The sequence below is a fragment of the Pseudophaeobacter profundi genome, from assembly GCF_029697505.1.
Taxonomy (GTDB): Bacteria; Pseudomonadota; Alphaproteobacteria; order Rhodobacterales; family Rhodobacteraceae; genus Pseudophaeobacter; species Pseudophaeobacter profundi.
In genome coordinates this window covers 224,557-247,442 of the sequence record NZ_JARJEF010000004.1, presented here as the reverse complement: position 1 = coordinate 247,442, position 22,886 = coordinate 224,557, and the positions used below count along the sequence as shown (strand labels likewise).

Here is a 22,886-nt window from a genome sequence, read left to right as displayed (position 1 = left end):
CTTTGCCACACCATCGATAAAAGGGGCGACCGGGCCGAAGCAAGAGTTCGCTGCCCTTGCGCCAGGTTTTTTTCGGAAGCGCGTCACAAACTCGATCTTTGGATCGTCTTATCTCTGAAACCTCAAGATTGGAGATAAGATGCGACATTTGATTTTGATCGGGGACGGTGGGCTTTCAGTTCTAACGGCGGCCTATATCTGGGGTGCCACGCAGCACTGGTATCAAACGATACCGGGGGTCGCACAGACGGGACCAATGAACTTTCATTTTGCGAAGGATGTCGGCCTTGCCTATCTGGCAAGCGGGGTGGCTTTGATATGGGCTGGTGCCAAACATGACAAATCGGCCGGAATCTGCGGTGCGTCCTGGCTTGTCCTGCATGCGCTGTTTCATATTTGGATATGGTTTCATCGCGGTACGCCGACGGACTTGGTTGCCCTCACCAATCTGATAGGCATCCAGATACCGGCTTTTGCAGGGTTCATTTCCGCAGTCAACCTGATGTCAGAAGGGGTGAAAATATGATCCGTGCGCTTCTAAAATCTGGTATTCAGCGGTTCGCCTCGCGATATAAATACGATACGAGCTACATGAGCCATATCGTTGATACTTCGGCATCGGCGGGGGTGCGGCTGTCTATGCTACCGTTTTACAGCCAATATCGTGGCCCAAAAGAGGCCCAAAACGTCTGGGCAGGCGCAATGATTGCATCGACGCTGGACGGAGACTGCGGGCCTTGTGTGCAGCTGATCGTCGACATGGCGCTTGAGGCAGCGGTTCCGGCAGAGGAAATCGCGCTTTGCCTGCAAGGCAATGCCAAGGCTGCGGGTGATGTCGGCCTTGGTTTCCGGTTTTCACAGGCGGCCATTGCGGACGCCCGCGAACTGGAGGAACTGCGAAAGGAAATCGAAGCGCGCTTTGGTGCGGCGGCGGTCACTGCGGCGTCTTTTGCGGCATCAAGCGGGCGAATATACCCGGTGTTGAAACGTGGCCTTGGTTTTGGTCAGACCTGTAGCCGCGTGATTATCGAGGACAGGGCAATAACGGCATTGCATCAATCATGAACATCGTCGCGAACATATTTGAAGCAGAGCGCCCAAAACTGATCTCACTATGCTATCGCATGCTGGGTGAACGTGCGGGTGCCGAGGATGCTGTACAAGACACATGGCTGAAATGGTCAGCAGCCGACATGACCCAAATTGACAATCCGGCGGCTTGGTTGCGCCGGGTCGCCACGAATGTCGCCATCGATACGTTGCGAACCGCGCATCGGCAACGGGAAGTCTATGTAGGCCCCTGGCTTCCTGAACCCCTTATTCAATGTGAAACCCAAGAGCCCGTGCATCAGTTTGAACTTGCCCAGGAGTGCGAGCTGGCATTGCTTTGGGCCATGGAACGGCTCACCGAACGGGAGCGTGCGGCATTCATTCTACGAGAGGCATTTGACGCCAGCTATTCGGACATTGCAGCCACGCTTGATGCAACGGAAGCCGCCTGTCGCCAACTTGTCAGCCGTTCGCAAAAGAAGTTGCAGGACTCTGGCCCCCGTTTTGATGCCACTCCGGAAGAGGTCGCAGATTTGAGCCAACGTTTCTTCATGGCGATCATGGCCGAAGACTTTGATGCGGCGCTGTCATTGCTGACACCCAATTCCGTGGCGCTTTCTGACGGGGGGGCGAAAAGACGCGCCGCACGGCGCCCATTGGTCGGTGGCAACGAGATCTTGCAGGTGTTCCGCGCTTTGTATGAAAAAGCGCGCGATGAAACGGGCTGGACGACCCGGATAGCATACGTGAACACCAAACCCGCCTTCTTGCGCTACCAATTCGGGCAGCTGGATTCCGTTACCACTCTGGCGCCCGATCAGGACGGAAAAATTGCGTGGCTATATATCATGAGAAACCCAGACAAACTTGGGGATATTGAACAATAGTGAAATCGCCAACACAGTCTTTGGCTGCGCGGCAGAAGCCAGTTAAAGCACAAGCCAGTTAAATTGGGCGCTCTGCCGTCGCCGGATTGCGCCCTGCCGGATTTGTCGGCGGCTGGCTGACCTTTTCAACGTCTCCCCTGTGTGCTTGCCGCTTCATCCCGGTAATGTCCCCTAGAGTAAACGGCCCATATATTAGACAGGTGGCGATCCATCCCTTATGCAGAACAAAGTGAAGCGATACATTTTGAAAATGAGAACTTAATGGAACTCAAAACACTGCACACCTTTGCCACTGTTGCCGAGATCGGAACCATTGGCGGTGCGTCCAAGAAATTGAACTGCGTCCAGTCCAATGTGACGACCCGGATCAAGGCATTGGAAGCGGAGTTGGGTGTCAGCCTGTTCAACCGGAGCCGGGCGGGAATGGCGTTGACAGCGGCAGGCGTGGCATTCTTGCCCTACGCGCAAGACGTCATTCGGGCAGAAGAACGCGCTCGCGCTTCGGTCGAGGCCTTCGAAAGCTCGGTCAGCTTGCTAAGGATCGGTAGCATGGAAAGCACACTCGCAGTACGCTTGCCCGGGATCCTGTCGTCATTTCGCAGTGAAAATCCAAACCTTCGGTTGCAGATCAAATCAGGGCCCACTGATGAATTGATCGAAAAACTTCTTCTTGACCAGATTGATATGGCATTGATTGGTGGCAAGTTTAAGCATGTCGATCTTCAGGGGCACGCGCTGTTTGCCGAAGAAATGGTGATGATTTCTGCGCTTGAGTTCGAAACCCTGAAAGATCTGCGCTCTCTTCCGGTGATCGTATTCAAGCTGGGATGTTCGTACCGCGACTACACTCGGCGCTGGATGCGCATGTCCGGCCTGGCACCTAACGAAGTCTTCGAACTGGGGACGCTTGAAGGCATCTTGGGATGTGTTGCATCCGGTGTTGGCATCAGTTGCCTGCCACGTTCTGTCGTCGCCGGCAGCCAGGTTTGCAACCTGCTGCGCATTCACACATTGGACGATCCTGCGCGTTTCATCGATACCTATGCCATGCTGAATCCCAAATCTGTCCGCAATGGCGCGGTGGAGGTGTTTTTACAGACCGCACGCAAGACACTGTTTGCAAGTTAGAGCGGTTCTTCGTGATGCTTATCCTTCTGAAATTGTGATCCTATGTATCATTTTTTCACGCTACTATAGATTGATGGAGCGTTGTATGATCATCTCAATCATGGAAGAGAGCACTCTGAAGTTCAAAGACACCGGCCTGTATTTTTGCCCTGTGACCGTAGAACCATTGTGCCCCCAGCCCGCGCATAAGGAAGCCCCATGTCCCGTGACTTGACTGTCTTCGCCCAACTCGGCCTGACCGCCCCGATCATTCAGGCCCCGATGGCGGGTGTTGCCACACCCCAGATGGCTGCGGCAGTGTCCACTGCCGGCGGGCTGGGCTCTTTGGGGATTGGCGCATCGACAGTCGAAAAAGCCCGCGATCTGATCCGCCAGACACGAATGCTCACCAATCGGCCCTTCAATGCCAATGTTTTTTGCCACCGCCCGGCGACCCGCAACGCCGAAAAAGAAACAGCCTGGCTGAACCTTGTAAAGCCTGAGTTCGAGCGGTTTGCAGCATCCCCTCCGAAGGAACTGGCAGAGGTCTACAGGTCATTCCTGGATGGCGGTGCGATGTTCGACATGTTGCTAGAGGAACGTCCAGCAGTTGTCAGTTTTCACTTCGGCCTGCCGACGCCGTCCCAAATCAAGACTTTCAAGGGCCGTAATATCCTGATGCTGGCCACCGCCACCAACCTGCACGAGGCCCGTCAGGCCGCAGCCATCGGAATGGATGCCGTTGTTGCACAGGGCTGGGAGGCCGGAGGGCATCGCGGCTGTTTCGATGAAAGCGCCGAGGATGATCAACTTGGCACCTTCGCTCTAACCCGCATTCTGGCGCAAGAACTCGACATTCCGGTCATTGCTGCCGGAGGTATCATGGATGGTGTCGGTATACGTGCTGCCTTGAATCTTGGCGCCGTGGCAGCACAGCTTGGCACCGCGTTCATTGCGACTGACGAAAGTGCTGCACCGATAGCCCATCGAGAGGCGCTGGCCGGGGAAAGCGCGCAGCACACCTGCATGACGCGGGTGATTTCGGGTCGCCCGGCCCGGTGTCTGGCCAATCGATTTACCAAATGGGGCAAGCATATCCCTGATGCGTCGGTGCCCGACTACCCGGTGACCTACGACGCCGGGAAAGCCCTGAACGCGGCTGCGTCGCATCATGGCGATGCTGGATATGGTGCCCATTGGGCTGGTCAGGGGGCGCCCTTGTCGCGGGCCATGTCAGCGACCCAGCTGATGCATGATTTGATCTCGGAAATACAGGCAGGCTGAAATTGACCTGCCCCCGAACAGGCCGCGGTATTCAGTGCGCCCTGTTCGGGGGGAGGTACTCTCCGAAATGCCCCGCTCGTGCTTAGAGCTGCCGCGCTTCCATCAGGGTCATGGGGTGGTGGCGTGGCGACAAGCGCCAAGCCATATGATCGGTCGAAACTGATGCACCAGCTGAGGCCCCCGCCGCAGCAGCGGGGCATTGGCTAGAGGGATTTTGCGATCCCGCGCAGTTCAAACTTTTGGATTTTGCCAGTCGAGGTCTTGGGCAGTTCCTGAAAGACCACCCGTTTGGGGGCCTTGAACCCGGCCAGGGTTTCACGGGAAAAGGCGATGATCTCGGCCTCGCTCACCTCGTGGCCCTCTTTCAACTCGACAAAGGCGCAGGGCACTTCGCCCCATTTGTCGTCGGGCTTTGCCACCACTGCTGCAAGGTTCACCGCCGGGTGGCCCATCAGCACGCCTTCGACCTCAACGGAAGAGATATTTTCTCCGCCTGAAATGATGATGTCCTTGGCGCGGTCCGCAATCTGGATATAGCCGTCGGGGTGTTGAATCGCGATATCACCAGAGTGGAAATACCCCCCGGCGAAGGCCTCGGCGGTGGCTTCGGGGTTTTTCAGATAGCCCTTCATTACCGAATTTCCGCGCATGACGATTTCGCCCTGATCGCTGGCATTTCGCGGGATCTGCTGCATGTTTTCGTCTACCACGGTGATGTCTTCCATCATCGGAAAGGCGATGCCCTGACGGGCCTTGATGGCGGCACGTCCGGCCTGATCCAGATTATCCCAGTCACCGCCCTGCCAGAGACATTCGGTGACATGGCCATAGGTTTCCGTCAGGCCATAGACCTGGGTGATGTGAAAGCCGAGGGTTTCAATTTTTTGCAGGGTTGCAGGGGCAGGGGGGGCGCCGGCGGTAAAGACTTCTACCTGATGATCAAAGGCGCGGCGCTGTTCTTCCTTGGCGTTGACCAACAGGTTGAGCACAATCGGCGCGCCGCCAAAATGGGTGACCCCGTGGTCCGCGATGGCATCGTAGATGGCCTCTGGGGTGATATTGCGGCAGCAGACCACTGTGCCCCCCAGCATAGGCATCATCCAGGTGTGGTTCCAGCCATTGCAATGAAACAGCGGCACAATCGTCAGGTAAACCGGCTTTAGCACCATGCGCCAGGACACCACCGTGCCCATGGTCATAAGGTAGGCGCCGCGATGGTGGTACACCACGCCCTTGGGGCGGCCGGTGGTGCCAGAGGTATAGTTCAGCGCCAGGCTTTCCCATTCATCCTGCGGCATGATCCAGTCAAAACCGGGATCGCCGCTTGCAAGCAGGTCCTCATAGGTCTGGTGGTCGCCGCTGGCGGCAAAGCCGGCCTCAAGATCGGGGGTTTCGATCAGGATGGGCGCATCGCCTTGCATCCGGGCCAGGGCCGCAGTGGCCAGCTCCAGAAATTCGCTGTCCACCAGCAGCACCTTGGCGCCACCGTGTTCAAGGATATAGGCAACAGTGTCCACATCCAGCCGGGTGTTGATGGTGTTGAGCACACCACCGCAGGCAGGCACGCCAAAATGCGCTTCGGCCTGGGCGGGCAGGTTTGGGATCAGCGTGGCGACCACATCGCCGGGGGCAACCCCCAGCGCCGCCAGCGCCGAGGCCAGCCGGGTGCACCGCGCATGATATTCCCGGTAGCTGACGCGATGGCTGCCATAAATCACCGCCGTATGGTCTGCAAAGACCTGGGCCGCGCGACGCAGATGTGACAGCGGTGTCAGCGCCACATGGTTTGCTGCGGTCTTCTCCAGCCCGGTTTCGTCAGCCATCCATCCCATCAGCGTTCCTCCTGTGATTCTGTTTCTTGTCGGTTTTGGAACAGATAATGAGGAAAGTTGCGGGCAATGGAAGAGGCATGAAACAAATCGCGTCTCTTCCATCTTCTACCAGCAATCAAACCACAGCCGCCCAGGCAATGCTGGCTGCCATGGCCATCATTGGCGTAACCGACAATGTGGTGCCACTTATGGCAGAACAGATCGGCCTGGGGCAGTTCTACCTGCTGCGCACCCTGGTGGCCTTGCCGATCCTTTGGTCGATGTCGAAAATGGGCTTTGGGTCGCTGCGTCCCCAGCGACTGGGCGCGGTGACGCTACGGGCGCTCTTGGTGGCGGTTTCGATGGTCTTTTACTTTTCCGCTGTGGCGCTGATGCCGATTGCCCAGGCGCTGGCAGGGTTGTTTACCTCGCCGATCATTATTGTGGTGGTGTCGGTCCTGTTTATGCGGATGCGCATTGGGGCGTTCCGTATCTCCGCTGTCATCGGCGGCTTTGTCGGGGTGCTGTTTGTGCTGCAACCAGATTTGGCAGCCTTCGACTGGCTGATGCTGCTGCCGATTGCCGGGGGCGTGTTCTATGCACTGGGGTCGGTTGTAACTGGCAGCATGTGCAGCAAGGAAAGTACGGTGTCTATGCTGTTCATCTATCTGCTGGCGCAGGGTGCGATTGGCGTTCTGCTGCTGTTCGCGCTAAAGATCTGGCCGCTGTCGGTTCCGATGGGCGCCGATGGGTTTATCACGCGGGGCTGGGTTTGGCCGATCTGGGAGATATCGCATCTGATCCTGCTGCAGGGCTTTGCTGCGGTAGCGGGCGTGTTTTTGATCACCAAGGCCTATCAACTGGGCGAGGCCTCTTTTGTATCGGTGTTTGAATATTCGGTACTTTTGGTGGGGCCAGGTATTGCCTGGGTGATCTATGGTCAGGCGCTGAACCTGGGCCAGATGATGGGCATTGGCCTGATTGTTCTGGCGGGATCGACGCTGGCGCTGCGGTCCGCCAGGGGGGCTTAGGCCGCGCAGGCCGGGCCAGTTGTTTTCTTCCCCAGCGCCATGGCCTAGACTGCGCCAATGATCTTGTCGCCTGGCCGCAACTACCTGTTTATTCACATCCCCAAGACCGGTGGCACCGCGCTGGCGCTGGCGCTTGAGGCGCGCGCCATGGCAGATGATATGATGCTGGGTGACACCCCGAAGGCCAAGAAACGCCGCCGTCGCCTGAAGGGGGTGAAAACCGCCGGGCGCCTTTGGAAACATGCCACCCTTGCCGATATCGCCGGGCTGCGCCCCGCGGCAGAGCTGCAGCGGCTGTTTACCTTTACCCTGGTGCGCAACCCCTGGGATCGTGCGGTGAGCTATTATCACTGGCTACAGGGGCAGGGCTTTGATCATCCGGCAGTCGCGCTGGCCAAGGCGCTGACGTTTCGCGATTTTATCCTGCACCCTGCGATTTTGCGCAGCTTTGCGCAGCACACTGCCCCCAGTTATATGCGCCATAGCGACGGCACGGAACAATGCCAGCTTTATATTCGGCTAGAGCACTTTGCCACCGACGCGGTGCCACTGTTTGATCATCTTGGATTTAGCCTTGAATTAAAGCGGGAAAACACATCCGAGCGACAGCGGGATTGGCGCGGCTATTATCAGCCCGACAGTCAGGCAGCCCTGGCCTGTGCCTGTCAGGAGGAAATACACAGATTTGAATATTCTTTTAACGATTTCGATCTAGCCTTGGATCAAACGCGCGGGTCTGCCGACTGATTGCCCCTGGCGATTCTCTGGCCCGGCCGCCGCATAGACACGCATTGCAGCACGACACCGGGGCCAAGCCCTGCCTGTTGATGCCGCCGCACAGGAGAGATCGAAATGCTGGATTGGTTCCAAAAACGGATGAGCCCTGAGTTTGAGCTGACCATCCCGCCGGTGCCGGTTGGACTGGGCGGTTTCCTGAGCGGAACCCATGTGGCCTCTAATCTTGGCTGGCGCCCGGTAGAGGCGCTCTGCGCTGGGGATCGGGTACTGACCTTCGATCACGGGATGCAGACGGTGGTGGAAATGCTACGCGAGACCATACATCTGGAGGCCGGGGTGATTTCCCCCAGCCGCTGCCCGCTGCATGTGCCGCGCGATGCGCTGGGCAACCGGGTGCCAATGTGGCTGATGCCCGACCAGGGGGTGCTGCTGGAAAGCGATCTGATCGAGGATCACCAGGGCGATCCCTTTGCCGTGGTGCCTGCCTCGACGCTGGATGGCTATCGCGGCATCTGCCGCCTGCACCCGGACGATTCCCTGCAACTGGTGGCCCCACGTTTTGAACAGGACGAGGTGATCTATCTGGAGGCGGGCCTGCTGGGCTACTGCCCGGCGCCGCGTGATCTTTTGACCATCGGGATCGAATTGCAAGAGGACATGTATCGGGTGCTGCCCATTGATGAAGCCCAGGAACTGATTTCAGCAATGTCCCTGACAGAGACGCTGATGACCAATATCGGCGTTCCCGCCATGGCACCGGGCAGTTTCCAGATCTGACCCCAACCAACCGAGCGATTTTCAGCCCCTATTAGAGCAACGAATGCCCCCTTTGCCAAATGGCATTGGGGGCATTGGTGTTCCTTAGGGGCTGTTCGGCCTCTTGGCTTGCAGTGCGATTGACCAATGGCAATATGGCGTGTGTTTTGGGAAATTGTTTAATTACAGCAACTTGGCGTGGCTAATTCACAAAAACGTGAAGGCGATGATCCATATCGGATGCTCCGGCGTAATCCCTACATGTTCAGCACTTCAGAACAGCTACGCGTTCAACAACCCGGAGAGAGAAAATGAAAACTCAATTTAAAGTTGCCGCAACAGCCCTCACATTGTGCATCTCGGCGGCTGCCGCCAGTGCTCAGACGATTGTCGAGATCGCCGCAGGTGATGAACGTTTCTCGACGCTGGTGGCAGCAGTTGGGGCTGCAGGTTTGGCCGAAACTCTATCCGGTCCCGGTCCCTTTACTGTCTATGCGCCGTTGAACGATGCCTTTGCAGCCCTTCCCGAAGGCACCGTCGAAACCCTGCTCAAGCCAGAGAACAAGGCGCAGCTGACGGATATCCTGTTGTACCATGTCGATGACCGGAAGCTGTCTTCCGATATTTTTCCCACTGGCACCACCTCTTTCAAGCCGATCCTGACGACAGAGCGGCTTTGCATTACCTCTGGCAGTTCTGGTGTAACCATCGCGGATGGTAGCGGTCAGGTGGCCAATGTGGTTGTTGCCGATATTATGGCCGACAACGGCGTGATCCATGTGGTCGACAAGGTCTTGATGCCGGGCAATAACCCCAGCTGCAAGTAACGCATGACTTCAGGCCCCTTGGACTGTCCCAAGGTGGATGATCGTCAAGTAATCCAAAGCAAAACGCCCCCCAGTGATCTGGGGGGCGTTGATTTTAACCCAAGGCCGGATCAGGCGGCGGATGCTGCATCCGGGTTGAAACGACCGTAGAAGGTCTGACCTTTGGCGGCCATCTCACGCAGCAGATCCGGGCAGGCAAACCGTTCGCCGTAGGCTGCGGTCAGCTGATCGCAACGTTCGGCAGCATAGGGCGTGCCGATGATGTCCAGCCAGCTGAGCGGGCCGCCGGACCAGGGCGCAAAGCCCCAGGCCAGAACTGCGCCTACGTCACCTTCGCGGATGTCTTCCAATACGCCTTCTTCCAGCGCCCGTACCGCTTCCAGCACCTGGGCAAACATCAGACGTTCCTGCACCTCGATGAGGTCAGGCTGATCTTCCAGCAGCGGGTATTTGTCCTGCATGCCTTTCCAATAGCCGATGCGCTTGCCCTTTTCGTCATAGTCAAAGAAGCCGGCATTGGCCTTGCGCCCCAGACGACCCAGGCCTTCCATCCAGAAGATCATGTCGTCGGCGGGGTTGTCGGGATATTCGTTGCCCATCGCCGCCTTGGTGGCGCGGGCTATCTTGGCGCCCAGATCGATCGAGGTCTCATCGGTGAGCTGAATGGGACCAACGGGGAAGCCAAGCTGACGCGCGGCATTGTCGATCAACACGGGCGAGACACCTTCGGTGATCATCCGCGCGCCTTCATTCACATAAGGAATGATGCAGCGGTTGGCATAGAAGAAGCGCGCGTCATTGACGACGATGGGCGTCTTCTTGATCTGGCGCACATAGTCCAGCGCCTTGGCCACGGCCCGGTCGCCGGTCTCTTTGCCCTTGATGATTTCCACCAGCAGCATCTTCTCAACAGGTGAGAAGAAGTGGATGCCGATGAACTGCTCGGGCCGGACCGAGGCCTTGGCCAGATCGGTGATCGGCAGGGTCGAGGTATTGGAGGCAAAGATGCAATCCTCGGGGATGATCGCCTCGACCTTCTTGGTCATCTCGGCCTTGACGGCTGGGTCCTCAAAGACCGCCTCAATGATCAGATCGCAGCCTTTCAGCGCCTCCAGATCAGGGGTGGCGGTGATGCGGGCCAGCATCGCCTCTTTCTTCTCGGCGGTGACCTTGCCGCGCTTCATCCCCTTGTCGAGGTAGCCTTCGGTATAGGCCTTGCCCTTGTCGGCGGCCGCCTGATCGCGGTCGACCAGCACCACCTCGATCCCGGCCTGGGCCGAGACCAGCGCAATGCCGGCGCCCATCATGCCGGCCCCCAGCACGCCCAGTTTCTGCACCCGCTGATCAGGGACATCCTTGGGACGGACCGCGCCTTTTTCCAGCGCTTCCTTGTTGATGAAGAGCGAGCGGATCATTGCACCGGAAGAGGGGTTCATCAGCACCGAGGTAAACCAGCGGGCTTCGATCTTGAGCGCAGTGTCAAAATCCACCAGCGCGCCCTCGTAGACGGCGGACAGCAGCGCCTTGGCGGCTGGAAACGCGCCCTGGGTCTTGCCGTGCACCATGGCGGAGGCACCAACAAAGTTCATGAAACCCGCAGGGTGATAGGGCGCGCCACCGGGCATCTTGTAGCCCTTGGCATCCCAGGGTTTCACCAGATCCGCCGCGGATGCATTCAGCACCCAGTCCTTGGCGGCGGCAACGGGATCAGCGGCGATCTCGTCAACATAGCCAGCAGCCTTGGCCTTTTTCACGTCCAGCATCTTGCCTTCCAGCAAGAGCGGCGCGGCGGCGATGGCGCCAACCTTGCGCACCATGCGGGTGGTGCCGCCGGCGCCGGGGAAGATGCCAACCATGATTTCCGGCAGGCCGTATTTGGCCTTTGGGTTCTCGGCGGCAAAGATGCGATGGGTTGCCAGCGGCAGCTCCATCCCGATACCAGCAGCGGTGCCGGGCAGGGCAGCCGCAATTGGCTTGCCACCTTTCTTGGTTTTCAGATCCATCCCGGCCAGCTCAATCTTGCGCAGGAGGGCATGCATTTTCATGGTGCCTTCAAACAGGCCGCGGGCGGGCTCATCGCCGGCCTCTTCCTTCATTACCGCCAGCAGGTTCAGGTCCATGCCGCCGGCAAATGTGCCCTCTTTGCCCGAGGTGATCACCACGCCCTTGATGGCATCATCCGCCAGGGCCTCATCAATGCAGGCCTCGAGCTGGGTGAGCCCGTCAAAGGACATCACGTTCATGGTTTTGCCGGGAACATCCCAGGTGATTGTTGCGACGCCGTTTGCGTCCTTGGAAAGCGTAAACTCACTCATGTCTCGTCTCCGATCTGGTCAGCCGTCAGCGGGCTGCCGTCTTTACGGGTGAAGCGGCTACCATTGGCGTCGCTCTTCACCATCATGTCCATATCGCTGTAGTAAGCGGTTTCAGTCGGGGTCCGCGTGCCCACCACCAGAAAACTGGCCGGCGCGTCGGTATTATTTTTCAGGTGATGGCCATTGGCCTCACCGGCGGGAAAGGCGGCACAGTCACCTGGCAGCATCTCGTGCTCTCCCTGATCGTCAATCAGGGTGCAGCTGCCACTGACCATCATCAGGAATTCATCCTGCCGCATGTGATAGTGGCGCAGCGAGGATAGTCCGCCGGGCTCTAGCCGCACGATATTGACGCCATATTGAGTCAGCCCTGCAGCATCGCCGATCCGTTGATTGGACCGGCCGACAACCGCCTCGGCCAGCTGACCGGGGTAGCTTGATCCACCCTTGAAGGGAATTTGTGCCAGGTCCAGCTTGGGCATCAGACGCGCTCGATCATGGTGGCTGCACCCATGCCAGAGGCAATGCACAGCGTCGCCAGGCCCATTTCCTTGTCCTGACGCTCCAGCTCATCCAGCAATGTGCCGATGATCATGGCACCCGTTGCGCCCAGCGGGTGGCCCATGGCGATGGATCCGCCATTGGGGTTGACCACTGCCGGATCCACATCAAAGGCCTGCTGGAAGCGCATCACCACCGAGGCAAAGGCCTCGTTGACTTCAAACAGATCCAGATCGGAAATCACCATGCCATTGTCAGCAAGGATCTTTTGCGTCACTGGCACCGGGCCTGTCAGCATGATGGTCGGGTCGGTACCAATCTTGGCAGTGGCCTTGATGCGGGCACGTGGCTTCAGGCCATACTGTTCGCCAAACTCCTTGTTGCCTATCAGCACAGCCGCAGCACCATCGACGATGCCCGAAGAGTTGCCAGCATGGTGGATGTGGTTGATCCGCTCCAGATGCGGATATTTCATCATGGCCACCTTGTCAAAACCGGGCATCTGTTCGCCCATCATCTGGAACGATGCATTCAGCGCGCCAAGTGACTGCATGTCTGTACCTGGGCGCATGTATTCGTCACGATCCAGAATGAGGATACCGTTCTGATCACGCACCGGAATGACTGATTTTGCAAAGCGGTTGTCGTCCCAGGCGGCCTTGGCCCGGCGCTGGCTTTCCACCGCCAGGGCATCGGCCTGCTCTCGGGTAAAGCCATATTCGGTGGCGATAATATCGGCCGAAATGCCCTGGGGCACAAAATAGGTCTCCATCGCCAGCGAAGGATCCACCGCGATGGCCGCCCCATCAGAGCCCATGGCGACGCGGCCCATCATTTCAACACCACCAGCAATATAGGCCTGGCCAGCACCGCCCTTGACCTGGTTGGCCGCAAGATTGACCGCCTCCATGCCAGAGGCGCAGAACCGGTTGATGGCAAGGCCGGGAATGCTCTCATCCAGGTCCGAGGCCAGCACTGCGGATCGTGCCAGGCAGCCGCCCTGTTCCATCACCTGGGTGACATTGCCCCAGATCACATCCTCAACCGCATGGCCTTCAAGATTGTTGCGTTCTTTCAGCGCGTTCAGTGTCAGAGCTGACAGGCGCACAGAGGTCACTTCATGCAGGGAACCGTCTTTGCGGCCCTTGCCTCGCGGGGTGCGGATGGCGTCGTAAATATAAGCTTCGGTCATGAGTCTCTCCTCAAGCGCGGTCCGACGGATTGCCGGGCATTAGGTCATAGGGATGTTTCCAGCCGGGCGTTTCACTGATGCGCGTCAGCCAGGCGTCGATATTGGGGTAGTCCTTGCGGTCAAACCCGAAGGGCTCGTCATAGAACAGATAGCCACAGCAGGTCAGATCAGCATTGGTCATGCCATCGCCAACCAGCCAGTCGCGGCCCGCCAGATGGGCGTTGAGTGTGGCAAAGGCAGCCTTCAGGCGCCCCTGCATGAAGCCGATAATCTCCGCCGGGCGTTTGTCCGCTGGAACGAAGTTCATCAAGAACCGGGTCATGCCCACCTGTGAAGACAGCTTGTGGTTGTCCCACAAGACCCAGCGCAGCACCTCGTACTTATCCTTTGGTGCGCCGCCAAACTTTCCGGTCTTATCGGTGATATACTGCTGGATGACCCCGGACTGTGACAGGCGGATATCACCGTCAATCAGCACCGGAGCCTCTGCCATGACATTTAGGTTGCGATAGTCCTCACCGCGGTGCTGCCCGGCAAAAAAGTCAACAAATACTGGCTCCCAGTCCAAACCCGACAGCTCTAGTGCCAGCGCCGCTTTGTAGGAATGCCCCGACTCGCCAAAACAATGCAGTTTAATCGTCACGTTGTTCTCCTTGTCGCCAATGTGGCACCGGGGGTTTCACACCCCCGGACCCCCGTGAGGTATTTTGAGTAAGATGAAAGAGAATTAACACTCTTTCTATGATTGTGTGCTATTGTTATGGCGCGGTACAGGCTGAGGAGCCGATGACCGCGTAAGGTGAAGTCGTCCCTGCCCATTTGGCGAAGGCTTGGGGGCAGGGACGCGCCGTTGATTTCATCTTGCCATAAATACCTCCGCCGGAGGCATCCATCAGGTCCTGTTGAGCGAAACCGGTGTTGTGTCACAATGACCTGCCGATCAATTCCTTCATGATTTCGTTGGTGCCGCCATAGATCCGTTGCACCCGGGCGTCTGTCCACATTTCTGCGACCGCATATTCCTGCATGAAACCATATCCGCCGTGCATCTGGAGGCATTCGTCCAGCACTTCACCCTGGGTGTCGGTGATCCAGTATTTGGCCATAGCCGCCTTTTCCACCGTCAGTTCACCGCGCAGGTGTTCGGCCATGCATTCATCAAGAAAGGCGCGGGCGACTTTGGTTTTGGTCAGGCATTCAACCAGTTTGAACCGGGTGTTCTGGAACTGGGTCAGCGGGCCACCAAAGGCTTCGCGCTCTTTGCAATAGGCGATGGTGCGCTCCACAGCACCCTCCATCGCGCCGACGGCGCCACAGGCGATGATCAGACGTTCCTGCGGCAGCTGCTGCATCATCTGATAAAAGCCCTTGCCCTCTTCCTGGCCGAGGATGTTTTCTGGTGGGACTTCCACATTGTCGAAGAAGAGCTCAGAGGTGTCTGCTGCGTGCAGACCGATCTTGTCGAGGTTGCGGCCGCGCGAAAAGCCTTCGGCACCGTCGGTTTCCACCGCGACCAGCGACACCCCTTTGGACCCGAGGCTGGGATCGGTCTTGGCCGCCACCAGGATGAGGTTGGCATGCTGGCCATTGGTGATGAAGGTTTTCTGACCCGAAAGCCGATAGGCATTGCCGTCGCGGATTGCCTTGGTCTTGATCCGCTGCACGTCGGAGCCGGTTGAGGGTTCGGTCATTGCCAGGGCTCCGACCAGTTCGCCGCTGATCATTTTGGGCAGCCAGCGTTTTTTCTGCTCTTCGGTGCCGTATTCCAGGATATAGTGGGCGACGATTCCGGAATGGATACCATGTCCCCAGCTGGCCAGATTGGCGCGGCTGCCTTCGATCAGGATTGCGGCCTCATGGCCAAAATCGCCGCCAACACCGCCGTATTCTTCCGGGATAGAGGGGCAGAGCAGGCCCAGCTCGCCCGCCTGGGTCCAGGTGTCACGGTCCATCATGCCCTGTTTGCGCCAGGTCTCGTATTTGGGCATCCATTCATTGGTGATGAACTGTGCTGTCATATCAGCAAGCATCTGGTGCTCGTCGGTCATCCAGGCGGAACGTGTTTCGCGCGTCATAGTGCTCCCTTTGGCCCATTCTGGCGCTGAAGCGCCGGACCCCTATCTTTTGCGATCCTCCAGCGCGCTGTTGAACAGTCGCAGCCGGTGGCCGAGGTTTTCTTGGTCTGTCACGCTGTCGAAATTTTCAAACAGAAATGACAGGGCTTCGCCTTCGTCCAGCCCTGCCTCGGATGCAAAACGTTTCAGCCGACGGTAGCCATCTTCTGTCATGGCGACGGGAAAGCGGCGGGTCAGGCGAAAACGTTTTGGCATCGGAGGCTCCTTGTTGGTGGTGTCAAAGCCCCCGGGCTGGGGCGGGCCTCCCCTAAGGTTGTCAGGGGAGGCCCGGTTTTTCATATGGATCAGAAGTTTGCCGCATCCAGGGCCATGACTGTATCGGCACCGGTTTCGATCCGGGCCAGATGCAGTTTGGTGGCGGGCAGCCTCCGTGCCATATAGTACCGGCCGGTGGCGATTTTTGTCTCGTAGAACGCCGCGTCAGAGGCCCCAGCATCAAGGCATTCCGTTGCGGCTTTGGCCATCTGCGCCCACATCAGGCCCAGGCAGACATGGCCGAACATATGCATGAAGTCAGTCGATCCTGCGAGGGCATTGTTGGGGTTCTTCATGCCGTTTTGCATGAAATACATGCTGGCGGCCTGCAGGTCCTTCGAGGCGGATTTCAGGGGCGCAATAAAGTCTTTGCTATAGGCTTCGTTCAGATCAGCGTTGTCCTTGCAGAAGGTTTTTACCATCTCAAAGAAACCCATCAGGTGCTTGCCGCCATCAACCGCCAGCTTGCGGCCGACGAGATCCAGCGCCTGAACACCGTTGGCGCCTTCATAGATCTGCGCAATGCGGGCGTCGCGGGTGTACTGGCTCATGCCGTGTTCTTCGATATAGCCGTGGCCGCCAAAGACCTGCTGGGCCTTGACCGTCATGTCATAGCCTTCGTCGGTCAAAAAGCCCTTGATCACCGGCGTCAGCAGTGAAATCAGCCCGTCGGCGTCTTTGTTGCCATCGCGGTGCGCCTGATCGATCAGCCCCGCACCCCAGAGCAGGAAGGCACGGCCGCCTTCAACAAAGCTTTTCTGATCCATGAGAGAGCGGCGGATATCAGGGTGCACGATCAGCGGGTCGGCCGGGCCGTCGGGGTTCTTGGCGCCGGTGACATCGCGGCCCTGCAGCCGGTCTTTGGCGTATTCCACCGCATTCTGGTATGCGGCTTCGGCCTGGCTAACGCCCTGCATGCCAACGCCGATGCGGGCTTCGTTCATCATGGTGAACATGGCGCGCATGCCCTTGTGCAGATCTCCCAGCAGATAGCCGGTGGCCTCATCATAGTTCATCACGCAGGTCGAATTGCCGTGGATGCCCATCTTTTTCTCGATATTGCCTACGGAAACGCCATTGCGTGGCCCCGGTGTGCCATCGTCATTGACCACAAATTTGGGCACGATAAACAGCGACACACCCTTGATGCCTTCGGGGCCGCCGGGGATCTTGGCCAGCACCAGATGGATGATATTGTCGGCCAGGTCGTGATCCCCCGCCGAGATAAAGATCTTCTGGCCTGAGACCTTGTAGCTGCCATCATCCTGCGGTTCTGCCTTGGTGCGCATCAGACCAAGATCGGTACCGCAGTGCGGTTCGGTCAGGTTCATGGTGCCGGTCCACTCACACGAGACCATCTTGGGCAGATAGGTGTCTTTTTGCTGATCGGTACCATGTGCCAGGATCGCGGCGGCGGCCCCATGGGTCAGGCCCTGGTACATCACAAAGGCCTGGTTGGCAGAGGAGAACATCTCGCCAACGGCGGTGCCCAGCACATAGGGCATGTTCTGGCCGCCATATTGTTCGGGCATGTCCAGCCCGGTCCAGCCGCCTTCCTTGACCTGTTCAAAGGCCGCTTTGAACCCGGTTGGGGTTGAAACCACGCCATTTTCCAGGCGGCAACCTTCGGTGTCGCCCACGACGTTCAGCGGGTGCAATACCTCGGAACTGATCTTGCCGGCTTCTTCCAGGATGGCGGCGGTGAAGTCGCGTTCCAGATCGTTGTAGCCTGGAGTTGCGGCCTCAGAGACTTTCAAGACGTCATGCAGGATGAACTGGGTGTCTTTGGTGGGGGCTGAATAGACGGTCATTGCGGTCCTCGTGGTGGCAGAGTTCGGGTCAATAGGCCTGCCCGTGCAGGCTGGCGGGGTGCGCGGGGGCGGCCGCTACTCGGCGGCCTCCTGGTCGGATTTCATCGAGGCGATGACTTTTTCGCCCCATTTCAACTGGTCCTGCAATTCTTCGATGGCTTCGTTCAGTTCATCGCGCTGGCGCATCATATCGGCAAGGCGATCACAGGCGATTTCATAGGTGCGCGACAGTTGGGTGATCTGTTGATCGCCGATGTGATACAGATCCAGCAGCTGGCGGATTTCTTCCAGGCTAAAGCCAAAGCGCTTGCCGCGCAGGATCAGCTTTAGCCGGGCACCGTCTCTTTTGGTGAACAGGCGTTTTTGCCCGTCGCGCTGGGGAAACAGCAGCTCTTTGGCCTCATAAAAGCGCAGGGTGCGGGGGGTCACGCCAAAGGCGTCGCACATCTCACGGATCGATTTTGTCTCTTCTTCTGTCATCGTCGTCACTCTTTGTCGGTGCCGGGCGGGGCGGTGGTTTGCCAGTGCAATGCTGGCCAGCGGATCGGCCCCGGGAAACGGGGGGAACCGGCAAGGCCTGCCTGACCAAGCTGGCCCGGGTTGAGGCGATTTACAACATCTTCTTGACGTTGACGTAAGCTGGACGCCGCGTCACTTTCAAAGGTGACGTCACGGTCACCTGTCGTGACGCCTGTTCCGGTCGCGGGCGGTGCTAGAGCGGGCAGCGCGTCGCTTGATCTAGGTCGTCAACCGGACATGACAAAGCAGCGTGCTGCCCGGTTGGGGCGGCACGCTATCCTGGGTCAACATATTGGAAAGGCCCTGTGCAGCAATTGATGCGGCAGGGCGCGCGGATCATCTGCTTGGCCGCGTCTGTTTGGCGCTTACCCTTGGTAGGGCAGCCGGGCGTCAGCTTTGCGACAAAAGGCTTTTGGTGGTGGCGCGTAGGCTGCCCAGCTCATCCAGGGCTTCGTCCAGCTGTTCGCGTTGCTGCTGCAACTCACCCATCTGGTGGTCGGCCATCTCGATGAAAGCCTGCATCTGGGCCTGATTGCCTTCGTTTTCGTAGATCAGCAGCCACTGGCGGATCTCCTCCAACTGAAAGCCAAATCGGCGGCCACGTAGAATCAGCTTCATCCGGGCGCGCTCTCGGGCACCGTAAAACCGTGATCGCCCCTCGCGATCGGGTTTCAGCAGTTCAATATACTCATAATATCGCAAGGTTCGCGGCGTAACGTCAAAGGCTGCGCACATTTCCTTGAATGACAATCTTGCTTCGGTCATCCATCATCTCCCTTGCGCGCAACCTATGCACTTGAAATGACCTGTGCAACCTCCCTGCGTGCTGTGGGCTTGCGCTTTGTTTCGAGCGGGGCCACAAATGGGCCAAGTCAGGATAGGAAACAGCCATATGGCAGACAAGACAGATCTCGCGCGTCAGTTCATTCAGGCGATACCGCATGCCAAAGAGCTGGGGATGGTCCTGGAAGAAATTGGCGATGGAACTGCATGTATTTCAATGCCCTACGATGAAAAGCTTATCGGCGATCCGCAAAGCGGGGTCATCGCGGGCGGGGCGGTGTCGGCCTTGATGGATACCTGTTGCGGTGCTGCGGTGATGTGTCACCCTGATGCCCCTGGCGGCACCGCTACCATTGATCTGCGCATCGACTACATGCGCGGTGCCACGCCGGGGCAAAGCATCACCACCCGCGCCACCTGTCATCATATCACCCGCAGCGTTGCTTTTGTGCGGGCGGTGGCCAGCGATGACGATACCGATCGTCCAGTCGCAACCGCTTCTGGTGCCTTTACAGTGGAGAGTGGATTTTGAATCGCCCCCGTCCAGAACCAATCCAGGTGGTCAAGCAGCGGCGCGATGCGGCGCTGAATGCTCTGCTCGACTCGGTGCCCTATATCCGATTTCTCAACGTCACCTTTGATCGTCGCGGCGACGAGCTGACAGCGCAGCTGAACTTTAGCGACAAACACATTGGCAATCCGTTTTTGCCTGCCATTCATGGTGGGGTGACCGCGGCTTTTCTGGAGATCACCGCCACGGTCTCTCTGAATTGGTCGCAGATCTGGAGCAGCATTGAAAACGGTGCCTTGGACCCCGAAGACATGGCGAAGGGCATCCTGCCACGCCAACCGAAGACCATTGATTTTTCCGTGGACTACCTGCGCTCTGGCCTGCCGCGCGATGCCTATGCCCGCGCCACGATCAGCCGCGCCGGGCGGCGCTATGCCTCTGTCCATGTCGAGGCCTGGCAGGATCACAAAGACAAGCTGTTTGCCCAGGCCACCGGCCATTTTCTGATGCCACAAGATAAAGCGGCCAAAAGCTGATGCCAGGGCCAGGTGCGCAGCAAGCCCCCCGAACTGGGTGGTGTCGCGCGTGACCTGACAGATGACAGGAAGGTGCCCGCGAGATGGGTTTGCAACAGGATGACATCACCCATGCGCGGGTGCTGAAAATTGCCCTGCCGATTGTGTTGTCCAATGCCACGGTGCCTATTCTGGGCGCGGTGGATACCGGCGTTGTCGGGCAGATGGGGCAGGCGGCGCCTATTGGCGCGGTGGGCATCGGCGCAGTTATTCTGGCGACGCTTTATTTCATTTTCGGCTTTCTGCGCATGGGCACCACCGGTCTGGTGGCGCAGGCGCGCGGGGCCGGCGACACGGCGGAAACCGGCGCCTTGCTGATGCGCGGCGTCCTGCTGGCTGCGCTTGCTGGGATCACCTTTGTTTCGTTGCAGGGCCTGGTGTTCTGGGGGGCGTTTTCCCTGGCCCCCACCAGTGCCGAGGTCGAAACCCTGGCGCGCGACTATTTGCAGATTCGCATCTGGGGGGCACCTGCGACCATTGCGCTCTTTGCGGTGACGGGCTGGCTGATCGCGGTGGAAAATACCCGTGGCGTCTTTGTGCTGCAGATCTGGATGAATGGGATCAATATCGCCTTGGATCTATGGTTCGTGCTGGGGCTGGACTGGGGCGTCGAAGGCGTCGCCCTTGCCACCCTGATTGCCGAATGGAGCGGCTTGGCGCTGGGGCTCTGGCTGTGTCGTGCCGCCTTTGCCGGGCGGCAATGGTGCGATTGGCCTAGGGTGTTTGATCCGGTGCGGATCCGGCGGATGGCGCAGGTCAATGGGGATATCATGGTGCGCTCGGTGCTGCTGACCGGGTCTTTCACCTGTTTTATGTTTGTCGGGGCCAAATTTGGCGATGTGACGCTGGCGGCCAATCAGGTACTGCTGCAGTTTGTCGAGATCACTGCCTTTGCGCTGGATGGTTTTGCCTTTGCCGCCGAGGCCCTGGTGGGTGGTGCCATAGGCGCAAAGAACCGGGGCAACCTGCGCCGCGCCGCCTTGATTTCCAGTCAATGGGGGATTGTCTGCGCCGTATTGCTGAGCGTAGGTTTTTTTCTGGGCGGCCCCTATCTGATTGACCTGATGGCCACCGCCCCCGAGGTCAGAGCTGAGGGGCGTAGCTATCTGATCTGGGCTGCGGTGCTGCCGCTGATCTCGGTGGCAAGCTACATGTATGACGGCATCTATATCGGCGCGACCTGGACGGGTGATATGCGCCGGGCAATGGTGCAATCGGTGGCCATTTTCATCTTGGTGCTGCTGGCGCTGGTGCCGCTCTGGGGCAATCATGGGCTCTGGGCGGCGCTTTTGGTATTGAACTGTGCCCGCGCTGTGACGCTGGGGCTGCGCTATCCTCGGCTAGAGGCCAGCGTGGCGTCATCTCAGCCTGGCGCGGTGGCCTAGAGCAGCGCATCCAGTGCTTCGGTCGGGCGGCCAATTACCGCCTGTTCGATTGCATCGCCATCCTGCTTGATCGCAATTGGTCGTTCGATCAGGATGGGATGTGCCTGCATGGCCGTCAGGAGGTCTGCTGCGGGGCTGCCCTTGCTCAGGCCCAGCTCTTTGAAGACCTTTTCGCCTGTTCGCATCATTTCGATTACCGATCCCCCAAGGGCGGCATGCAGCGCCTGCAGCTCAGCCAGACTGGGCGGATCCTGCAGATAAAGCCGCACCTCTGGTGTGATCCCCCGGCTTTCAAGCAGCGCAAGACCTGCGCGCGATTTGGAGCAGCGTGGATTATGCCAATAGCGGATCATAGCCAGTCCCCGCGTTTTGTCCCAACCGCAGCAGCAACGCAGTCAAACCCGTCGCGGGCCAGCAAGTGGTCCAGCTCCTGCGCGATCTCAGCCGCCAGCGACAGGCCCCCATAGACCATGGCGGTATAAAGCTGCACCGCCGAAGCCCCGGCGCAGATCTTGGCATAGGCCTGTTCGGCATTGCCGATACCGCCCACGCCAATCAGCGGCACCTGATCCCGCAGTAGATCAGAGAGCTGCGCCAAGACCCGGGTTGAGGCTTCAAACAGTGGCGCGCCGGACAGCCCGCCCGCCTCGGCCCGGTGTGGGCTGTGCAGCCCTTCGCGCGACAGGGTGGTATTGGTGGCAATCACGCCGTCGATACCGGTGTCCAGCGCGACGGCGGCAATGTCTTCGATGCCTGCACGATCCAGATCTGGGGCTATTTTCAGGAAGATCGGCACCCGGCGATCCAGGCTGTCGCGGGTTTCGATCACCCCGTTCAACAGCGCAGAAAGTGCTGCCTTGCCTTGCAGATCCCGCAGTTTTTCTGTGTTGGGCGAGGAAACATTGACCGTCGCAAAATCCAGAAAAGCGCCACAGCGCGCCAGCACCCTGGCAAAATCGGCTGCCCGGTCGTCGCTGTCCTTGTTGGCCCCAAGGTTCAGGCCAATTACGCCTGTTTTGGGCCGTTTCGCCAGGCGCTCTGCAATCACCTCCATACCGTCGTTGTTAAATCCAAAGCGATTGATCGCAGCGCGGTCTTCGCTTAGCCGGAACAGGCGTGGCTTGGGGTTGCCCGGCTGTGGGCGCGGTGTGGCAGCGCCGACCTCGATAAAGCCGAACCCGGCCTGGCTCAGCGGTGCCAGCGCCTCGGCGTTTTTGTCAAAACCTGCGGCCAGTCCCACCGGATTGTCCAGCGTGATGCCCGCGATGTCACATTTCAACCGGGGGGATCGTACCGGGCCGGGGCAGGGGGCCAGCCCCGATGTCAGCGCCTTGATCGACAGGCCATGTGCCACTTCCGGATCCAGCTTGTGCAGCGCCTTGAGCGCAAGTTTTTCAGTCAGTTTCATTGATT

At 58.7% G+C, this 22,886-nt stretch carries 24 protein-coding genes; 12 read left to right on the top strand and 12 right to left on the bottom strand.

Annotation, left to right across the window (positions count from 1 at the left end; all coding sequences use genetic code 11):
- Nucleotides 1-139 precede the first annotated feature (139 nt).
- The 5 genes from P2081_RS09195 (at nucleotide 140) to P2081_RS09175 (ending at nucleotide 4,328) form a co-directional block, all read left to right on the top strand.
- Nucleotides 140-526, top strand: a complete 387-nt coding sequence (locus P2081_RS09195) for a hypothetical protein (RefSeq protein WP_278922576.1) — start codon at nucleotides 140-142, stop codon at nucleotides 524-526.
- A complete protein-coding gene (locus tag P2081_RS09190) occupies nucleotides 523-1,065 on the top strand; it encodes a hypothetical protein (RefSeq protein ID WP_278922575.1) in 543 nt (180 codons plus the stop codon). The genes P2081_RS09195 and P2081_RS09190 overlap by 4 nt, the downstream gene beginning before the upstream one ends.
- On the top strand, nucleotides 1,062-1,937 hold the full coding sequence (gene sigJ / locus P2081_RS09185; protein ID WP_278922574.1) for an RNA polymerase sigma factor SigJ: 876 nt from the start codon (nucleotides 1,062-1,064) through the stop codon (nucleotides 1,935-1,937). The genes P2081_RS09190 and sigJ overlap by 4 nt, the downstream gene beginning before the upstream one ends.
- 261 nt (nucleotides 1,938-2,198) lie before the next feature.
- Nucleotides 2,199-3,065 (top strand): LysR family transcriptional regulator, encoded by an 867-nt coding sequence (locus P2081_RS09180; protein ID WP_278922573.1) that lies wholly within the window; start codon nucleotides 2,199-2,201, stop codon nucleotides 3,063-3,065.
- A 198-nt stretch (nucleotides 3,066-3,263) separates the two neighbouring features.
- Entirely contained in the window at nucleotides 3,264-4,328 is a 1,065-nt protein-coding gene (locus P2081_RS09175) for an NAD(P)H-dependent flavin oxidoreductase (protein ID WP_278922572.1), read from the top strand.
- 203 nt (nucleotides 4,329-4,531) lie between these two features.
- On the opposite strand, the gene P2081_RS09170 is transcribed toward P2081_RS09175, so the two are convergent.
- Complete coding sequence (locus P2081_RS09170) at nucleotides 4,532-6,160, bottom strand: AMP-binding protein (RefSeq protein ID WP_278922571.1); 1,629 nt, start codon at nucleotides 6,158-6,160, stop codon at nucleotides 4,532-4,534.
- A gap of 77 nt (nucleotides 6,161-6,237) precedes the next feature.
- Between P2081_RS09170 and P2081_RS09165 the strand changes: the two genes are divergently transcribed.
- The 4 genes from P2081_RS09165 to P2081_RS09150 all read left to right on the top strand — a co-directional run bounded on the left by P2081_RS09165 (nucleotide 6,238) and on the right by P2081_RS09150 (nucleotide 9,491).
- Complete coding sequence (locus P2081_RS09165) at nucleotides 6,238-7,170, top strand: DMT family transporter (protein WP_278922570.1); 933 nt, start codon at nucleotides 6,238-6,240, stop codon at nucleotides 7,168-7,170.
- Between the two features lie 57 nt (nucleotides 7,171-7,227).
- Nucleotides 7,228-7,917 (top strand): sulfotransferase family 2 domain-containing protein, encoded by a 690-nt coding sequence (locus P2081_RS09160; protein WP_278922569.1) that lies wholly within the window; start codon nucleotides 7,228-7,230, stop codon nucleotides 7,915-7,917.
- Nucleotides 7,918-8,022: 105 nt separating this feature from the next.
- Entirely contained in the window at nucleotides 8,023-8,685 is a 663-nt protein-coding gene (locus tag P2081_RS09155; RefSeq protein WP_278922568.1) for a Hint domain-containing protein, read from the top strand.
- Between the two features lie 290 nt (nucleotides 8,686-8,975).
- Nucleotides 8,976-9,491, top strand: a complete 516-nt coding sequence (locus P2081_RS09150) for a fasciclin domain-containing protein (protein WP_278922567.1) — start codon at nucleotides 8,976-8,978, stop codon at nucleotides 9,489-9,491.
- Between the two features lie 110 nt (nucleotides 9,492-9,601).
- On the opposite strand, the gene P2081_RS09145 is transcribed toward P2081_RS09150, so the two are convergent.
- The 9 genes from P2081_RS09145 to P2081_RS09105 all read right to left on the bottom strand — a co-directional run bounded on the left by P2081_RS09145 (nucleotide 9,602) and on the right by P2081_RS09105 (nucleotide 18,984).
- Nucleotides 9,602-11,806, bottom strand: a complete 2,205-nt coding sequence (locus tag P2081_RS09145) for a 3-hydroxyacyl-CoA dehydrogenase NAD-binding domain-containing protein (protein ID WP_278922566.1) — start codon at nucleotides 11,804-11,806, stop codon at nucleotides 9,602-9,604.
- The gene (locus P2081_RS09140; RefSeq protein WP_278922565.1) at nucleotides 11,803-12,288 is read right to left on the bottom strand and encodes a cupin domain-containing protein; all 486 of its coding nucleotides are present in this window, start codon (nucleotides 12,286-12,288) and stop codon (nucleotides 11,803-11,805) included. Before P2081_RS09140 ends, P2081_RS09145 begins: the two co-directional genes overlap by 4 nt.
- A complete protein-coding gene (locus P2081_RS09135) occupies nucleotides 12,288-13,499 on the bottom strand; it encodes an acetyl-CoA C-acetyltransferase (protein WP_278922564.1) in 1,212 nt (403 codons plus the stop codon). The genes P2081_RS09140 and P2081_RS09135 overlap by 1 nt, the downstream gene beginning before the upstream one ends.
- A 10-nt stretch (nucleotides 13,500-13,509) precedes the next feature.
- Nucleotides 13,510-14,142, bottom strand: coding sequence for a glutathione S-transferase family protein (locus P2081_RS09130; protein WP_278922563.1), 633 nt, complete (start codon nucleotides 14,140-14,142; stop codon nucleotides 13,510-13,512).
- Between the two features lie 280 nt (nucleotides 14,143-14,422).
- Complete coding sequence (locus P2081_RS09125; RefSeq protein WP_278922562.1) at nucleotides 14,423-15,574, bottom strand: acyl-CoA dehydrogenase family protein; 1,152 nt, start codon at nucleotides 15,572-15,574, stop codon at nucleotides 14,423-14,425.
- Nucleotides 15,575-15,616: 42 nt separating this feature from the next.
- Nucleotides 15,617-15,829 carry a hypothetical protein gene (locus P2081_RS09120; RefSeq protein WP_278922561.1) on the bottom strand — a complete coding sequence of 71 codons (213 nt, stop codon included), beginning with the start codon at nucleotides 15,827-15,829 and terminating at the stop codon, nucleotides 15,617-15,619.
- An 89-nt stretch (nucleotides 15,830-15,918) separates the two neighbouring features.
- On the bottom strand, nucleotides 15,919-17,700 hold the full coding sequence (locus tag P2081_RS09115; RefSeq protein ID WP_278922560.1) for an acyl-CoA dehydrogenase C-terminal domain-containing protein: 1,782 nt from the start codon (nucleotides 17,698-17,700) through the stop codon (nucleotides 15,919-15,921).
- Between the two features lie 75 nt (nucleotides 17,701-17,775).
- Nucleotides 17,776-18,180, bottom strand: coding sequence for a MerR family transcriptional regulator (locus P2081_RS09110; RefSeq protein ID WP_278922559.1), 405 nt, complete (start codon nucleotides 18,178-18,180; stop codon nucleotides 17,776-17,778).
- A gap of 429 nt (nucleotides 18,181-18,609) precedes the next feature.
- Nucleotides 18,610-18,984 (bottom strand): MerR family transcriptional regulator, encoded by a 375-nt coding sequence (locus P2081_RS09105; protein ID WP_232402046.1) that lies wholly within the window; start codon nucleotides 18,982-18,984, stop codon nucleotides 18,610-18,612.
- Nucleotides 18,985-19,111: 127 nt separating this feature from the next.
- On the opposite strand from P2081_RS09105, the gene P2081_RS09100 reads away from it, so the two are divergent.
- The 3 genes from P2081_RS09100 (at nucleotide 19,112) to P2081_RS09090 (ending at nucleotide 21,473) form a co-directional block, all read left to right on the top strand.
- Complete coding sequence (locus tag P2081_RS09100) at nucleotides 19,112-19,534, top strand: PaaI family thioesterase (RefSeq protein WP_278922558.1); 423 nt, start codon at nucleotides 19,112-19,114, stop codon at nucleotides 19,532-19,534.
- The gene (locus tag P2081_RS09095) at nucleotides 19,531-20,049 is read left to right on the top strand and encodes a PaaI family thioesterase (RefSeq protein WP_278922557.1); all 519 of its coding nucleotides are present in this window, start codon (nucleotides 19,531-19,533) and stop codon (nucleotides 20,047-20,049) included. Before P2081_RS09100 ends, P2081_RS09095 begins: the two co-directional genes overlap by 4 nt.
- An 83-nt stretch (nucleotides 20,050-20,132) precedes the next feature.
- The gene (locus P2081_RS09090; RefSeq protein ID WP_278922556.1) at nucleotides 20,133-21,473 is read left to right on the top strand and encodes an MATE family efflux transporter; all 1,341 of its coding nucleotides are present in this window, start codon (nucleotides 20,133-20,135) and stop codon (nucleotides 21,471-21,473) included.
- Here P2081_RS09090 and arsC read toward each other — a convergent pair.
- Together arsC and P2081_RS09080 are read right to left on the bottom strand one after the other, a co-directional pair.
- Nucleotides 21,470-21,826 (bottom strand): arsenate reductase (glutaredoxin), encoded by a 357-nt coding sequence (gene arsC / locus P2081_RS09085; protein ID WP_278922555.1) that lies wholly within the window; start codon nucleotides 21,824-21,826, stop codon nucleotides 21,470-21,472. The two genes, P2081_RS09090 and arsC, sit on opposite strands and share 4 nt — an antisense overlap.
- Nucleotides 21,823-22,881: a quinone-dependent dihydroorotate dehydrogenase gene (locus P2081_RS09080; RefSeq protein ID WP_278922554.1), complete on the bottom strand. Its 1,059-nt coding sequence runs from the start codon at nucleotides 22,879-22,881 to the stop codon at nucleotides 21,823-21,825. Before P2081_RS09080 ends, arsC begins: the two co-directional genes overlap by 4 nt.
- Nucleotides 22,882-22,886: the final 5 nt, after the last annotated feature.

Bases quoted from the DNA above. Each gene is read 5' to 3' on its own strand.
- P2081_RS09195 (WP_278922576.1), top strand. From the start codon at position 140: ATGCGACATTTGATTTTGATCGGGGACGGTGGGCTTTCAGTTCTAACG.
- P2081_RS09190 (WP_278922575.1), top strand. From the start codon at position 523: ATGATCCGTGCGCTTCTAAAATCTGGTATTCAGCGGTTCGCCTCGCGA.
- sigJ (WP_278922574.1), top strand. From the start codon at position 1,062: ATGAACATCGTCGCGAACATATTTGAAGCAGAGCGCCCAAAACTGATC.
- P2081_RS09180 (WP_278922573.1), top strand. From the start codon at position 2,199: ATGGAACTCAAAACACTGCACACCTTTGCCACTGTTGCCGAGATCGGA.
- P2081_RS09175 (WP_278922572.1), top strand. From the start codon at position 3,264: ATGTCCCGTGACTTGACTGTCTTCGCCCAACTCGGCCTGACCGCCCCG.
- P2081_RS09170 (WP_278922571.1), bottom strand. From the start codon at position 6,160: ATGGGATGGATGGCTGACGAAACCGGGCTGGAGAAGACCGCAGCAAAC.
- P2081_RS09165 (WP_278922570.1), top strand. From the start codon at position 6,238: ATGAAACAAATCGCGTCTCTTCCATCTTCTACCAGCAATCAAACCACA.
- P2081_RS09160 (WP_278922569.1), top strand. From the start codon at position 7,228: ATGATCTTGTCGCCTGGCCGCAACTACCTGTTTATTCACATCCCCAAG.
- P2081_RS09155 (WP_278922568.1), top strand. From the start codon at position 8,023: ATGCTGGATTGGTTCCAAAAACGGATGAGCCCTGAGTTTGAGCTGACC.
- P2081_RS09150 (WP_278922567.1), top strand. From the start codon at position 8,976: ATGAAAACTCAATTTAAAGTTGCCGCAACAGCCCTCACATTGTGCATC.
- P2081_RS09145 (WP_278922566.1), bottom strand. From the start codon at position 11,806: ATGAGTGAGTTTACGCTTTCCAAGGACGCAAACGGCGTCGCAACAATC.
- P2081_RS09140 (WP_278922565.1), bottom strand. From the start codon at position 12,288: ATGCCCAAGCTGGACCTGGCACAAATTCCCTTCAAGGGTGGATCAAGC.
- P2081_RS09135 (WP_278922564.1), bottom strand. From the start codon at position 13,499: ATGACCGAAGCTTATATTTACGACGCCATCCGCACCCCGCGAGGCAAG.
- P2081_RS09125 (WP_278922562.1), bottom strand. From the start codon at position 15,574: ATGACGCGCGAAACACGTTCCGCCTGGATGACCGACGAGCACCAGATG.
- P2081_RS09120 (WP_278922561.1), bottom strand. From the start codon at position 15,829: ATGCCAAAACGTTTTCGCCTGACCCGCCGCTTTCCCGTCGCCATGACA.
- P2081_RS09115 (WP_278922560.1), bottom strand. From the start codon at position 17,700: ATGACCGTCTATTCAGCCCCCACCAAAGACACCCAGTTCATCCTGCAT.
- P2081_RS09110 (WP_278922559.1), bottom strand. From the start codon at position 18,180: ATGACAGAAGAAGAGACAAAATCGATCCGTGAGATGTGCGACGCCTTT.
- P2081_RS09105 (WP_232402046.1), bottom strand. From the start codon at position 18,984: ATGACCGAAGCAAGATTGTCATTCAAGGAAATGTGCGCAGCCTTTGAC.
- P2081_RS09100 (WP_278922558.1), top strand. From the start codon at position 19,112: ATGGCAGACAAGACAGATCTCGCGCGTCAGTTCATTCAGGCGATACCG.
- P2081_RS09090 (WP_278922556.1), top strand. From the start codon at position 20,133: ATGGGTTTGCAACAGGATGACATCACCCATGCGCGGGTGCTGAAAATT.
- arsC (WP_278922555.1), bottom strand. From the start codon at position 21,826: ATGATCCGCTATTGGCATAATCCACGCTGCTCCAAATCGCGCGCAGGT.
- P2081_RS09080 (WP_278922554.1), bottom strand. From the start codon at position 22,881: ATGAAACTGACTGAAAAACTTGCGCTCAAGGCGCTGCACAAGCTGGAT.